Source organism: Variovorax sp. GW821-FHT09B05 (assembly GCF_059418265.1).
This window is the reverse complement of record NZ_JBWKPN010000002.1, coordinates 706,696-721,688: the sequence shown is the minus strand read 5'-3', so window position 1 is coordinate 721,688 and position 14,993 is coordinate 706,696. Positions and strand designations below refer to the sequence as shown.

General features: G+C 73.8%; 5 protein-coding genes. 1 reads left to right on the top strand and 4 read right to left on the bottom strand.

All coding sequences use genetic code 11. The annotated features are described in order from the left end of the window. Positions 1–125: 125 nt before the first annotated feature. Genes AC07RM_RS08325 through AC07RM_RS08315 form a run of 3 tightly spaced genes read right to left on the bottom strand, consistent with a single transcriptional unit; the run spans position 126 to position 2,431 of the window. On the bottom strand, positions 126–1,088 hold the full coding sequence (locus AC07RM_RS08325) for a FecR family protein (RefSeq protein ID WP_398494225.1): 963 nt from the start codon (positions 1,086–1,088) through the stop codon (positions 126–128). A gap of 46 nt (positions 1,089–1,134) precedes the next feature. Next, entirely contained in the window at positions 1,135–1,695 is a 561-nt protein-coding gene (locus AC07RM_RS08320) for an RNA polymerase sigma factor (RefSeq protein WP_093341874.1), read from the bottom strand. Positions 1,696–1,705: 10 nt separating this feature from the next. Further along, complete coding sequence (locus tag AC07RM_RS08315; protein ID WP_495334160.1) at positions 1,706–2,431, bottom strand: secretin and TonB N-terminal domain-containing protein; 726 nt, start codon at positions 2,429–2,431, stop codon at positions 1,706–1,708. Between the two features lie 212 nt (positions 2,432–2,643). On the opposite strand from AC07RM_RS08315, the gene AC07RM_RS08310 reads away from it, so the two are divergent. Continuing rightward, positions 2,644–2,997 carry a hypothetical protein gene (locus AC07RM_RS08310; protein WP_495334159.1) on the top strand — a complete coding sequence of 118 codons (354 nt, stop codon included), beginning with the start codon at positions 2,644–2,646 and terminating at the stop codon, positions 2,995–2,997. Positions 2,998–3,019: 22 nt separating this feature from the next. On the opposite strand, the gene AC07RM_RS08305 is transcribed toward AC07RM_RS08310, so the two are convergent. Beyond that, the gene (locus AC07RM_RS08305; protein ID WP_495334158.1) at positions 3,020–14,968 is read right to left on the bottom strand and encodes a filamentous hemagglutinin family protein; all 11,949 of its coding nucleotides are present in this window, start codon (positions 14,966–14,968) and stop codon (positions 3,020–3,022) included. Positions 14,969–14,993: the final 25 nt, after the last annotated feature.

Genomic DNA, 14,993 nt, shown 5'->3' with positions numbered 1-14,993 from the left:
TTGCGTTGCTCGATCGATGCCGCGAGGCCCGCGGCCTCGTGGTCTACCGAGCTATGACAGCGAAGCCACGGCGCGACTGCACCATGTCACGAAAACTTCACGAACGGCCCGCGCCACCCCGGCGCTCAGGCGCTGGCCAGGCCCAGCAGCACGATGCCGCCCGGCAGTTGCGTGAGCTCGGCGCCATAGACGTCGCGCACCAGGAAGGCCACGTCGTCGAGCCGGTCGATCGAGAAGCTGGCCTGCACCCTGGTGCGCCCCAGCGCCGCGTTGGTGATCACCAGCCGGCCATGGCGGTAGCGGTTGACCTCGGCCACCACCTCCGACAGCGGCACCCGGTCGAACACCAGCTGGCGCCGCCGCCAGGCGCTGACCGCGCCGGTATCGACCGCCGCGACCGCGCCCAGGCCGGCCGCGCTCCAGCGCAACTGCCGCCCTTCGTCGAGCCGCACGCGCTGCGTGCCGCGCGCCACCTCGACCTGGCCCGACAGGCAGGTCAGGCAGACCTCGCCGTCGAGGTTGCGGATATTGAAGCGCGCGCGCTGCGCCGACACCGTGCCGCCCGCGGCCGTGACGGTGAAGCGCGCCGAGCCCGAGGCCTCGTTGGCGAACTCGGCCTCGCCGGCCACGAGTTCGACGCTGTCGCCCCCGCCGCCATCGCCCGCCGCGCGGCGCAGGTTCACGCGCGTGCGCGTGTTCAGTTGCAGCACCACGCCGCCGGCCACGTGCACCTCGCGCTGCTCGCCGGTCGCGGTGCTGTAGTCGGCGTTCCAGTCCGTCACCGGCGACCAGAGCCCGAGCGGCGGCGACACCGCGAGGTAGGCGACCGAGGCCGCCACCGCGCCGCCGAGCCAGGCGCGGCGGCCCGGCATCGGCAGCCGGTGGCGCGCCGCGCGTTCTTCCTGCCGGCGCAGTTGCAGGCCGGCCGGCGCCATCGCGCGCCAGACCTCGCGCGCCTGCGCGAAGGCCTGCGCATGCGCGCGGCTGCGCGCGCACCAGGCCTTGAAGGCGCGCGCGTCGTCCTCGTTCGCCTGGCCCGAGGCCAGACGCACCGCCCAGGCCTGGGCTTCGCGTTGCAGGGTCTTCATCGCGTCGGGATCTCCGGGTTCGTCGAAGGGCGCGGCTTCATCGTTTTCAGCCTTCATCTTGCTTCGACTGTTTTCCGGCGCCAGGACCGAAGCGCTGGATGAAATCCCGGCCCAAGCGCTCGCAGCAATGCTCGAGGCCGGCGCGCAATTCCTTCTCGACCGTGCGCACCGAGACGCCGTAGCGCGTCGCGATGTCCTTGTGCGGCATCTCGTCCACGCGCGCGGCCAGCACGATCGCCTTGCGCCGGCGCGGCAGCTCGGCCAGCGCGCGCTCGAGCGCCGCGAGCTGGTCGCGCGCCTCGGCGCCGCGCGCCGGGTCGGCCATCTCGTCGGCCATGTCGTAGAGCGCCTCGACCTCGCCCACGCTCAGCAGCCGCGCATTGCTCTTGCGCTGGTCCTCGGCCACGTTGAGCGCGATGCGGAACAGGTAGGCCGAGGGATAGCGCACCTCGCTGCGCACCGTGCTGTTCTCCACCCGCAGGTAGGCTTCCTGCAGCGCGTCGTTGGCCAGGTCCTCCGAGCCCAGCCGCATGTGCAGGTGCTTCCTGAACTGGGCGTAGCGCGCGAGGAACAGCGTCCGCAGTGCGGCCTTGAAGCGGTCGGGCATCGCCGCTCCCTCAGCCCGCGCGCGACCGATGGGGCCGGCAATCGCGCGCCGGGTCGGTGCGCGGGGTCAGCAGGATCGTGAGCGGCTGCGGCAGCGCGGGCGGCGGCGCGTCCAGGGCCAGGTCGCGCAGGCTGCGCAGCACGCGCGCATCGCGCTCCCGCTGGCCGCTGCCTTCGAGCACCCGGATGTCGCGCACCGCCCCGTCGGCGTCGATCCACAGCTGCACGCCGAGCCGGTAGCGGCCGAAGGCATCGGGCTGCGCGATGCACAGCACGCGTGTGATCGAGGATTGCAAGGCGGCCGCGTAGTCGCGCAGGTCGGCGACGGCTTCGTCGCTGCGGCCGCTGCCCTCGTCGCGCGAGGCCACGGGAGCGCTCGCCTCGGCCACCGATTCGGGCACCAGCGTGAACGACTGTTCGCCGACATAGCGCGCCACCAGGCCGGACCCCACCAGCAACTGCCGCAGCGCATCGCGCGGCGCGAGCCGGCCCTGCACCGACGAGGCCGTGCGGCCCTCCGCCAGGCTGCTGCTGACCAGCACCGAATGGCCGGTGATGCGCGCGAATTCGGCCAGCGCATCCTGCAGCGGCTGCGCCTGCATGTCGAAGTTCAGCGCGCCGGCCCCCTCGCGCGGACCGGGCAGTTGCGCGTGGGCGAAGCGCGCGCCCATCATCAGCAGCACGACGAGGCACCAGGACAGCGACAGGGCACTGCCCGAGGCGGAAGCACGTGTCATGAGGCGGAGAAGGAAGGCAAGGAAGTGCTGCGGGGAGAAAGTGGGGGCGCGACCGTCCGCCTCGCGGCCTGGCTCGATGTTCGCGGCCTGAGGCTATTCGGCTGACATGACCGACCCATGACAGGTGCCGCACTCCCGAGTTCGCGACATCGCCGCGACTTGTTTCCGGCCTACACTGGCGCGTTTTTTTCTTCCAGGGATCGGAGACTTCGATGCGCGCAGCCTGTGGATGGATCGCGATGCTGGCCGCCCTCGGCAGCCTGGGCGCCATGGCGCAGGAAGCCGCCCCGGCCAATCCCTGCATGGAGGTGACGGTGAACGGCGAGCGCGCGCCCTCCTACGACTGCCTGACGCAGAAGATGCGCCCGCCCGCGTCGGCGCCGCGCGACACCGACGGCACGCCCCAACTGGCCTCGGAAGCGATCGTCAACCGGCCCTCGAACCAGCTCGGCCTGTTCAACCGCGCGGCCACCAGCACCCGCATGGGCAACACCTTCGGCACCTCGGTGTATCCGCAGCGGCCGCCGACGGTGGCGCCGGTGTCGCCGTTGATGCCGGGGCGCTGAGGGAACGAGGCCGCGCCTCGTCTCAATACCCCAGCGTTCGCCGCTCCGCCGGCGTGAGCTGGTTGCGCTCGGCCGGCCCCATGGCCGAATCGCCGAGCACCTGCACCGCGCTGCCGCTGCGATAGCCGGTGCGCTGCGGCGCGGCATCGTTGCCGGCCGGCGCGGCGGGTGTGCCGGGCATGGGCTCGTTGCCGAAGCCCAGCACGCGCACCGTGAACACCGAGGGCAGTGCCTGCCGCGCGGCCGTGCGTTCGCGCTGCACCGAGTCCTGCGCGGCCATCGCGGCCTGCGAGGCGGCGGCGCTGGCGCTGGTGAGCGCGCCCACGTTGACCGAGGCCACCACGGGCAGGCCGCTCGATTCGCCCTTGACCTGGATGTTGGCCGCGTTGACCACCTGCAAGGCCGCGAGGTTGACGTTGCCCGACACGCGGATGCCGGCCTCGCCCGCGTCGATGGTGCCCAGCGGCGCGATCAGGTCGACGTCGCCCGGCGGCACTTCGGCGATCGGGGCCAGGGTGGCGATGCCGGCGCCGGTGCTCGGCACGTTCGACGACAACCGGATGTTGCCGAGCGCGTCGTAACTGCGCTTGGGCGGCGTGTAGACCAGCGTGGTCTTGCTGCCGCGCCCTGCATTGATGTCGCCCTCGGCCGACCAGGCGAGGATGCCGCCGCCGAAGGTGGTCATGATGCGCGAGAGGCCCAGCAGCACGCTGTCGCGCGTGTAGATCTCGACCGCGCCCTCGCCCTGCGTGAGCAGGCCGGTGCTCGGTGGCGGCAGCACGCCGTTGGCGCCCAGCGTGAGGCCGCCGCCCGGCACCAGCACCTGGATGTCGCCGCCGAACTGGGTGTGCGCGCCCGCGCTGCCCTGGAACACGATGTCGCCGCGACCGGCGCTGTCGCCCTCGGGCAGCAACGCCGCGATCGCCGCGCGCCCGCGCAGGTAGCTGCCGGCGCGGCGGCTGTCGGGGTCGTTGTACTCGCGCCCGCCCTGGCGCAGTTCCTCGTAGAACACCTCGCGTACCAGCACGCCCTGCTGCTCCGCGGGCAGCGCGAGGAAGGTGGCGAGCGCGCCCTCGGCACCGCCCGCGTAGCCGAAGCGCTCGCGCAGCCAGGCCAGCAGCCGGTCCTCGTAGGTCTTCGCGACCTTGCCGGGCTGGTCGGCCAGCGGCGTGCCCGCGTCGGCCAGGTTGGCGCGGTCCAGGTAGCGCGCGGCGAAGCCGGCGTAGTCGGGCCCGTGCGCGCCCGTGCCGGCCGACAGCACGATCGAGGCACCGGGCCGTGTGTCGCCCTCGACGATCGGCCCGATGCTGCGCAGCGCGAAGCTCGCGTAGGCATTCGCCGCCGCCAGGCCCTGCTGGATGTTGCGGCCCGCCGTGACCTCGAGCAGGCCGGGGCCGGCCAGGTCGAAGGTGCTGTTGAGGATGTCGCGCCCGGCCTGCAGCACCGAGACGTCGGTCGGCGCGTTGTGCGAGACGAAGCCGCTGGCGAGGATGTCGCGCCCGGCGCGCAGTTGCAGTGGCCGGGCGGCGATGTAGTAGTGCTCGATGTCGCTGCCCCCTACGGTCAGGGCACGCTTGAGGCCGCTGACGGCCATGATGTCGCCGCGCAGCGCGTACAGCCGGATCGGCTCGCCGCCCGCGGCATGCAGCGCCGTCGCGCGGTCCACGCCATGGGCGAACAGCACGCTGCCCTCGAGCAACGGTTCGTAGATGTCACCCTCGGGCGAGGGCCGGTCGATCGCCGCGTAGTAGTTGCTGGCCAGGCGCGAGCCGAAGGCGCTGAGCAGCCACAGCGGCGCCTGCGGCGTGGCCATCGATCCGAGGGCGGCGCTCGACATCGCCGAGGTGCCGAAGATGTTGTCGCGCGCGAACAGCTCGAGCAGCCCCTGGCGCGAGGGCGCGAGATTGACCAGGGTGGTGATCGAGCCGTTCGCGGCGATGGCCGAGAAGCGGCCCGGGTCGTAGCGCAGCGCGCTGCTGTCCAGGCTCAGCACCGGCCGCTGCAGGATGTCGCCGCCGGCCGAGAACAGTTCGAGGCCGCTGCGCTCGGTCCACAGCGAGAACGAGCTGACGGCCGAACCGTCCTGCCCCTGCGAGGAGGCCTGCGTCTCGCCGCCGCGCAGCGTCACCCGGCCCGCGTCGCGCGCAGTGATCACGGACAGGTCGCCGCGCGTCTCGAGCGTCATCGTGCCATCGCCAACCAGCAGGTTGATGCCGCCGAAGCCCGAGCGGTCGCGCGGCGCGCGCACGTCGACCGCGCGCGGATCGCCGTCGGCCTTCAGGCCATAGCCCGCCTCGAGCGACATGCCGATGGTGCCGGCGCGCACCCGGCTGTCGCCGCGCAGGTTCACGACCTGGCCGGTGGTGACCGGCATGTTGCCCGTGTCGACGCCGGTGTTGAGGCGGCCGCCGACCTCCAGGCTCAGGCGCCCGCCGCCCGAGACCGCGAGCGCACCGTCGGCGCCCACTCGGCCGGTGGAGGCAACGAACAGGTCGAGCGCGGAGGTGGTGGCCGTGAGGTCGTCGAGGCCGAGGTTGGAAGTCGACCCGGCGTCACTGCCCGCGCGCACCGTGAGATGGCCGCCGCCCAGCGTGCCGATGCCGCTGAAACCCGCGAGCTCGACGCCGCCGGACAGCGCCGACAGCACGTACTGGCCGAAGTTGATGCCCCAGGCCGTGCGCTGCCCGAGCTCGCTGCCGCCCTGGCGCCAGAGCCAGCGGCCGATGTCGTTGCTGAACTTGAGGTTGCCGCTGTCGCTGACGGCGAAGCCGCGCACCTCGCCCTGGGCCGCGAGCAGCAGGTCGCCGCCGCCCTCGGTGAAGAACATGCGGCGCGCATGGAGCGTCGCCTCGTAGTCGGGGTAGCCGGCGAGCACCGAGCCGTCCCAGCCCGCCGCGCGCGGCAGGTCCCAGGCTTCGCTGCCCGCGATCTGCGTGCCGGCGGTGTAGACGCCGAACGGCGTTTTCTGCCGATGGTCGCGCCCGGCCAGCAACTCGAGGTAGCCGGTGCCGGTGCGCAGCACCGACAGCCCGGCCTCGGGCGAGAACTGGACTGCGGTCTGGTGCGGGTCGTCGAGCAGCAGGTCGCCGCTGTCGCGCAGCCGCGAGGCGGCCGCGCGCGTGCGCGTGTCGGCCGCGCTCAGGTCGGCGCCGCCCACGAGGCGCATCGACCACGATCGCATGCCCGGCGCCAGCATGTCGGCCACGGCCATCACGCGGCCCCGGCCGTCGGGCCGCTCGGTCCAGCCGAAGTCGTCGGGCGTGTCGGGTGGCGGCGCGAAGCCATCGGAGATGCTGCCGTTGACGACGAGGTTGCCCCCCGCGCGCAGCACCAGCACGCCCGGTTCGCCCGAACCGCGCCGCGTGCTGTCGACGCCGGGGCCGTAGCGGTAACCCGAGAGATCGATCTCGCCGCGCACCCGCAGATCGCCCGCGCCGAGGATCTCCACGCCGGGCCGCAGGTGGAAGGCGTTGCCCTGCGCGCGCAACCCGGCCAGCCGCGCCCGGGTGGCGCTGCTGGCGTTGGCCGCGTCGATGAAAGCGGTGCTGGCGGCATGCAGGCGGTCGAGCCGGTCCTGGTCGACCACGCCGTCGGCGGGCGTGTCGCGCGCGAAGGCATTGACCGCGATGCTCTCGGCGCCACGCACCGACAAGCCCGCGACGGCATCGACCGCCACGCCGTCGGCGCCGAGGCGCCGTGCGTTGATCTCGAGCCGGCCGCGCGCCACGGCGTCGGCCGCGCGCAGATCGATCGTCGCGCCCGCGTCCAGCCGCACCGTGCCGGCCGCGGAGCCCAGCTCCACCTGCGCGCGGTTCGAGGCCTCGATGGCCTGGCCGCGCCCGTCGAGCGCGAGCCGCGTGCCGTGCGCGTCGAGCACCGCGCCCGCCGCCAGTACGAGGTCGTCGCGCGCGGCGAGGCGGATCGTGCCCACGTCCTCGCCGCTGGCATCGATGCGGCCGTTGACCGTGAGCCGCCCGCCGTCGGCCGAGACCTCGATGCGGTTGGCGCGCAGTTCGTCGCCGATCGTGAGGTCGCCGGTCTTGACCACGAAGCCGCGGCCGCCGAAGAGCCCGCCCTCGTTGAGCCGCCCATTGAGCCCGGCGAAGTCGTCGAGAGAGCGCGCGCGGATGTCGATGCTGCCGGACTCGCGCGCCCGCGGCGAAGCGCCGAGGATGCGACCCGCGAGCATGACGCGGCCATCGGTGCCGGTGGCGGTGATCCGGACCGAGCCGGCCGGCTTGCCGGCGGCCGAGACGTCGATGCGCGAACCCGCGGCCTGCGCGACGGCGCCTTCGGCCGACTCGATCAGCAGGTCGCCGCCGCTGCTGAAGCGCGTGACGTCGAAGAAAGCGAGCGCGCGGCCCGCGAGGTCGATGGCCGCGCCGTCGCCGAGCCGGATGTCGCGCTCGGCCTCGAGCACCAGCCGGCCGCTGGGCAGCGCGACCGCGGTGTCGAGCGCGATCGAGCGGCCGGCCAGCCGCACTTCGGCGCCGAGCGCGTCGAGGCGCGCCGTGTCGCCGGCGCTCCGGTTGCCTTCGGGCGCGCTCACGCGCACCGCATCGCCGGCGCGGTAGCTCATGAACGAGCCGGCCTCGCCGGTCAGCAGCGGCGTGCTCAGCATCAGTTCGCCACCGCTGCGACTGGCCGCGTCGCTGCCCTGGCGGTACACCGAGAGCGTGGCGCGCCGATTGGCGGTGATGCGGTCGCTGGCCTGCAGGCCGACGTGCGAGAAGCCGAGGATCAGCCGATCGAGCGCCGCCTGGTCCTGCGCCCGTTGCAGCGGTCCGTAGCCGAACTCGATGCGGCGCGCGTCGACGACCAGGTTGCCGGCGCCGGTGCCCGGGCCGCCGGGCGTCACGGGGCCGGGGCCGCGGCTGGTGAACGGCGACTCGGGCGTGCCGCTGCCAGCCGACAGGCCGTTCCAGATCAGCGTGCCGGTCGCGATGCGCGCGTTGTCGCCGGCCGTGCCCCAGCCGTAGATCGCGGGCGTGTTGAGCATCAGCACCGTCTCGGGGGCGCCCTCCCCGCGCGCCGCGCGCAGGTCGAGCACCACGTTGCCGAAGAAGTTGAGCGACTGGGTCGCGGTCAGCGAGAGCTGCTCGATCGGCGTCTGGCCGGGCACGGTGGGCCGCAGCAGCCGCTCGAGCATCTCCTGGCTCAGCCGCACGCCGACGCCGATCGCACCCCGCGCCTCGGCCGCGGCGAAGGACGCGTGCGTGCCGACCTGGATCGCGGGCGCCGCCATGCTCAGGTAGCGCGCGTTGATCTCGGCCTCGCCGAGCGTCACCGGGCCGCTGCTGAGGAAGCTCACGCTGCCGCGGGTGCGCAGCATCGCGCCGTCGGCGATGGTGATCGCGCCCTGGCGCGCGGAGGCGTCGCCCTGCGGCGGCGCGAAGTCGTAGACGCCGTTGCCCACCGCGAGGATCGCGCTGGCGCCGTTGCTCGCCGAATCGAGGTAGACGTAGCCCTGGGTCGAGTCGAAGCCCGTGGTGCTGCTGCGCGTGGTGTCGATCAGCGCGCCGCGCTCCACGCGCACGTCGTGGCCCGACAGGAAGACCTGGCCCGCGGCCAGCCGCGCGCCGCCGCGCACGATCACGGCCTCCTGCTCGGCGCTGTTGATGACCACGTGCGGGCCGACCGGCACCGCGGCCTGCCCGACGGTCACGAACACGTCGCGCAGGCCGTAGGTGCCGCCCACGATCAGCGTGCCCGCGTCGAAGGCCGAGAGCTGCGCCGCGTCGAAGGCGGCGAAGTCCGGCGTGGGCGCCATGCCCGGCGCCAGCACCTCGACCGCGCGCCGGCCGGTGAGGAACAGGTGGCCGTCGTAGACAGCGCCCGCGCCCGCCTCGCCGCGCAGCCGCGCCAGCCCCTCGAAGGACAGCACGCGGCCCGTCGCGCTGCCGGTATCGATGTGCACGCTCTGGCCGTCGCGCTCGAGCCGCGGCCGCGCGCCGCCGAACAGGGCGACGCGCGCCAGCGCGAAGTCGGCATAGCTGGTCTCGTTGTACTGCGAGAGGCCGCGCACCGCGCTGCCGGGCGTGAGCGTGACGGCGGTCGGCAGCGCGTCGCGCACGGCCGTGTTGGCGATGCCGAGGTAGCCGCTTGCGCGCATCGAACCGCTGGCGCGCACCGTGTCGAACGGGCCGGCCTGGTTCTGCGCGCCGAGCTCGATGCGCCAGGCACCGGGCAGCAGCGCATAGGTCGAGGGCATCAGCGTGTAGGTGCCCGCGGGCAGTCCGCCCACGGGCGCGTCGAAGCGGATCTGCTGGCCCACGCGCGGCGCCCCCGCGCCGGTATCGGGCGCCACCGGTGCGTAGCCGCCCGCGAAGCCCGGCACCAGCGCATAGACACCGGCGCCCGCGCTGCTGAAGCCGTAGGTGGGATTGGCATCGATCAGCGGCGTGCGCAGCACGTCGACCGAGCCACCGCGGCCGGTGAAGAAGCCGGCCCCCGTGAGCTGCCCGCCGCCCGACACGTCGAGCACCGCGCCGTGCTCGGCCGTGATCCGCGACTGGCCGAAGGCCACGCCGGGCCGCACGAACAGCTCGGCATACTGCGTCGGCTTGCCGGACACGGCCGCCAGCGGCAGGTACTCGACCTCCTGGCCGTTGTAGCTGTAGCGGATGTTGTCCGCCGTGCCGCCATAGGGCATGACGAGGCCCGCGGCGCTGGTGGAGGTGAGGCTGCCGTCGCGCAGCATCACCTCGAACATCTGGTCGCGCAGCGGCGGCGTGCCGATGCCGAAGGCGGGCTTGGTGCCGAAGACGATGCTGCCCAGCGGCGCGCGCACCACCCCGCCCTGGTCGATGGTCGCGGCCGCCAGCGTGAGCGTGCCGAAGGCCGAGGCCGGCAGCTCGGGCACCGTGCCCGTGCCGCGGATCGTGAGCCGGCGCGCGGGATCGTAGTGCTCGGGCTGCCCGGGACGCAGGGCCACGCGGAGGTCGCCCATGGCGCCGGTGGTCGGGTAGAGCTGGGCCGCGCTCACCGTGAGGTTGCCGCCGACCTCGATCGTGCCGTTGGTGAAACGGACGTCGCCGCGGCTGTTCAGCAGCACCTCGTCGAAGCCGGCGAAGTCCAGCGGACGGCTCACGATCTGGCCGCCGCTGGGCGTGGGCACCATGCTCTGGCTCACGCCGATGGCGCCGAACAGGTTGGCGGCGCGCACGTCGATCAGCGCGGCCTCGATCTCGAACCGGCCCCGGTTGACGGTCGAGGTGCCGGTCTGCACCAGCCCCGACTGGAATTCGTTCTGCTGCACCGGGATCGCGACCTTGCCGTCGAGCAGCACGGAGGGCGCGGCCAGCCGCACCCGCGCGGGCGGCGCGGCCGGCGCGCTGACGAAGGCGCCGCGGCGCAGGATCAGGCCCTCGGGCAGCCGCAGGTCGAGGTCGCCCTCGAAGCTGAAGAGGTCGCGGCTCCAGAGCTCGAGCGTGCCGAAGCCGCCGTCGCGCACCTCCTCGGCGCTGAGGCGGGCACGCGCATCGACCAGCGAGCCGTCGGCTTCGCCGGCCCGCAAGCCGATCGCGGCACCGCTGGCGACACGCTCCTGCGCCAAGGTCAGGACCTGCACCCGGTGCGGGTTGTTCATCGGGTTCTCGAGCACCAGTTCCAGCGTGCCGCCGGCCGCGCCCTCGCCGCCCGCGGCGGCGCGCAGCCAGCCGTCGTTGAAGATGCCGCGCGAGGAGCCGATGCGGATCAGCCCGCCGTCGCCGGCCAGCCGTTGCGCCCGCGTGCCGCCGGGCGGCAGGTTCTGCGGCGCGGCGTCGACCTCGGCCGAGGCGCCCGAGGCATCGAGCCGGGCGCCGGGCCGCAGGATCACGTGCATGCCGGAGGCCTTCAGGTAGTCGCGGTCGGCGCGCGTGTAGTCCTCGAGGCCGATGCGGATCGAGCCGCCGTCGGGCGCGATGCCGTAGCGCAGGCCGTGGTCGTCGGTCGCGACGTGGGCGCGGCCCGCGGCGTCGAGCACGGCCTCGCTGCCGATCCAGATCGAGGTGCCGATCGGCGCCAGCTTCGGATCGGTGGTGCCGCGCGTGGCGGCACTGGCCAGCACGATGTCGCCGCCGGGCGCGATCACCTGGCCCTCGACCGTGAGCTGGCCCTGCGCCACCAGGCGTGCCTGGCGCCCCGGATCGACCTCGATGCGCACGCCGCGCGCGAGCTCGAGCTCGGCGCCTTGCAGGCTCAGGTCGGCGCCGGTGCGCGAATTCAGCCGATGCCGCGGCGCATCCTCGGCGTACAGCGGCGGCAGCCAGCGCTCGAGCGCGCGCGCGGTGTCGGTGCCGCTGGCCAGTTCGCTCGCATCGGCCGCGGCGCGCAGCACCGGCACGCGCGGCGCGAGATCGTCGAGCACGCGCACGCCGCTGAAGCTGCCGATCCGGTACCTGGAGAAGCCGCTTTGCAGCAACGCGGGATCGAGCCGCAGCGCGGGCGCGAACGCGATCGTTTCGTCGAAGTGCGCGCCGCGCTCGATCAGGCGTCCCGCGAGATAGACCGCCGCGATCGCCGAGCGCTCGCCCGCCTCCTGGGTCAGCACGTAGGGGTGGACTGGAATGCCGAGCGGGAACACGGCCGAAGGCAGCACCGTGCCCGTCGGCAGCTGGCCGCCGAAGGCATTGATGCGCGTGCCCGCCGGGACCGGGCTGCCGGGTGGCAGCAAGCCCTGCGGCGTGTAGACCGAGACGGAGGGTGGCAGCACCCAGTCGGCCGCGGTCACGAGGGGTGCGGCATTGGTGGGACTCAGGATGTACGGCAGCGCGAAGTCCTGCAGCGACACCGTCAACGGCGTCGAGATGCGTTGCGGCAGGCGTTCGCCGATGCCCACGTGCACGTCGCGCGCGAACACCATGGTCAGCGGCGACGGCGTACCGGCCGCGAGCGTGCCGCCCTCGAGGAAGGCATCGGGCCCGAACAGCACGTTGGCCGGCGACTGCAGCGTCAGCGTGCCGCCGCCCAGCACGCCGCTCGCGCGCAGCTCGCCATCGATGCGCAGCAGCGCGCCGCCCGGGTTCTCCTCGAGATTGGTCTCGACCTGCGCGGCGCCGGCCAGCAGGCTCACGCTGCCGCCGCGCCCGCCCATGAGCCGCCCGTTGCGCGCCAGGGTGGCCCCCGAGGACACGTCGACCAGGCTGCCGCGCTCCAGCGCGATGCCGCCATGCGTCATGCGCACCGAGAGGCCGCCGCCGTCGACGAAGGCGGTGCCGGCCTCGCCGTCGATATCGCCGCCCTCCAGTTGCTCGTTGGTCCACAGGCCGCGCAGGTCGAGCCGCGCGCCCGCGCCGAGCACGAAGCTCGCGCCGCCGTCGCGCAGCAGCAGGTCACCGGCGTTGGGCGAGCCGGTGCTCGCCACCGGCGCGACATTGCCCACCACCACGCTGCCGGCGCGCGCCGTCACGTCGGCCTCGATGCGCGTCGAAGGCGCCACGATCTCGAGCCGGCCGCCATCGGCCAGCCGCAGCGCGCGCTCGATGCGCACCTCGCCGTTGGCCACGATCTCCAGGCCGCCGAGGCCGAAGCCCGACAGGCGCGCGGCGTCGAGGAAGACGGTGCCGGTGCGCGCGGCAGGCAGCGCAGCCGACGGATCGCCGGCGAGCGCATCGGCGACATCGGCGAACTCGCCGATGCGCACCTGGGTGTCGAAAGTACCGTCGGGCCCCACGCCGCCCACGCGGCGCAGCGCCAGCGTGCCGGCGCGCGCGAGCGCGAACTGCGACTGCAGATAGCCGTCCTGCGCCGCGCCGCGCGCCTGCGTCTGGCGCGGGCCGCGGAACACGCGGGCCTCGATGTCGCCCTCGAGCACCGCCGTGGGCGCGCTCACCACCAGCCGGCCGGCATCGCGCCCGACGGTGTAGCCGTTCTCGAGCTGGCGCTGCGGGCCGATCAGCGGGTTGTAGAAATAGCCGGTGGTCTTCTTGCCCCAGCGCGCATGCGCATCCTCGAAGCCGCGGTACACGCCCTCGAAGGCCATGTCGGCGGGCGCGCGGTCGAGCCGGTACAGGCGTCCGTCGCTGCCCTTGAGCCAGCTCTGGTTCAGGTAGCCGGTGCGCACGTCGATCGAGCCGCCCGACAGGTTGATCTGCGAGCCGCGCTGCGTCACCACCTCGGCGCCGGCGAGCGTGACATTGCCGCCCTGCGCCATCCACTCGCCGATGCCGTGCGGCTGGTTGCCCAGGTAGCCGCCGACCTCGAGCAGGCCGCCCGCGGTGTAGAAGCGGTCGCGGTCGTACACGCCCGGCTTGGCGGGCACGTACGACAGGCGGCGCCGGTCGATCCAGACGTTGGCGTTGGCGAGCTTGCCGGTGTCGCGGTTGAGCGGCGCGTCGCGCTGCTCGTTGCCCTGGATGTTGACCTGGACGTTGTTCGATTCCATCGCCACGCTCATGCCGACCGCACCCGCGACGTCCAGCCGCGCCTGCGCGCCCACGCGCACGCGCCGCTGCGCGCTGACGGCGATCTGGCCACCGGTCGCGAGCACCAGCGCACCGTCCTCGAAATGCACCTCGCCGCCCGACGTCACCTCGACGCGCGAGAGATCGCGCCGGTCCTGCAGCCGCGACAGGTTGTCGAAGGCGCCCGGCACGGCCATGGTGCGCAGCCGGTCGAGCGCGACCGATTCGCTCACCAGCGCCTCGCGCTGGCTGTCCAGCGCGCTGAATCGATCGTCCGCATCGATCAGCACCGCCGTGACCGCCTCGCAGCCCGTGGCCACGCGCCCCCTGGCATCGGCCGCCGAGTTCAGCAGGTGCACCGTGCCGCGCGCGTTGACGGTGGTGGTGGCGAGCGCCACGCCGTCCTGGCGCACCGTGCGGCCGGCCAGCGTGATGTCGCCTTCGGTCGCGACGATCAGGCCGCTGTTGCGCACCAGCCCGGCCGTGCTGTCGGGCACGAACCGCGGCGCGATCTCGTTGCCGCGCGTGGTCGAGAAGGTGTTGGCGTCGGTGCCCACGCCCTTGCGGATCGCGAAGCTGTCGCCGGCCGCGAGCTGCGCCTGGCCGCGCGGCGTGGCGATGCTGCCGGCGTTCTCGACCTCGTGCCCGAGCAGCAGCACGTAGCCGCCGCCCTGCGTGACCGACACGGGCTGCCGGGTCGCGATGCGCGCGCCGGCCTGCACCTCGACCTTGCCCAACGCGTCGGTGAACACCGGCTGCGGCTGGCCGTTGACCTGGGCGCTGTAGAGGCCGTTGTTCCGGAACTGCTCGTCGCCGATGCGGGCCGCGGCCGCCACCAGGTTGCGCGTGTCGACCTGGCTGCTGCCGCTGAACACCACGCCGTTGCGGTTGGCGATCAGCACCGTGCCGTCTGCCTTGATCTGGCCCTGGATGCGGCTGGGCCGCGCCTGCGGATCGTTGACGCGGTTGAGCACCGCCCAGTCGGGCTGCTGCTGGAACTCCACCGTGGTGTTGCGCCCGACGTTGAAGCTCTCCCAGTTGAGGATGGCGCGGTCGCCGGTCTGGCGGATCGCGACCGTGGTGCGGCCGTTGGCCTGCGTCTGCTGCGGTGCCTGCGCGTTGAGCCAGCCCGCGCTGAGGCTGTTGCCGTCCACGCGCAGGCCGCCCTCGGCCAGGCCGTCGGGCACCGAGGCCTCGCCCTGCGCGGCCAGCCGCGCCGCGGCCTGGGCCGCCTGCTGGGCCGCGATGCCGCGCGCGGCCAGCTGCAGGTTGTCGAGCGAGCGCTGCAGCTCGGCATTGGCGCGCTGCTGCTGCGCCTGCGGGTGGGTCAGCAGCGCGGCCGGCTGGCCGTTGGGCAGACGGCCGGTGGCGGTGGCCGTGGCCTGCGCCATGTTCTTCTGCGCCATCCAGCCGGCGCTGAAGGCGCGCTGCGCCTGCGCGCCGCCTGTGGCCAGCGCCATCGCGAGGCCGGCGATGGCCCAGGCGACCGGATGCAGCGGCTGCGCCTGGCGCGGGATGGCGCCCGGGGCGCGGGGTGGATGGTGCGGCGGGGTTCGGTCGGTGGCGCGTCGCAGGGTCGAAGACATGGTGGCGGGTCCGTGTAGGCGTCGG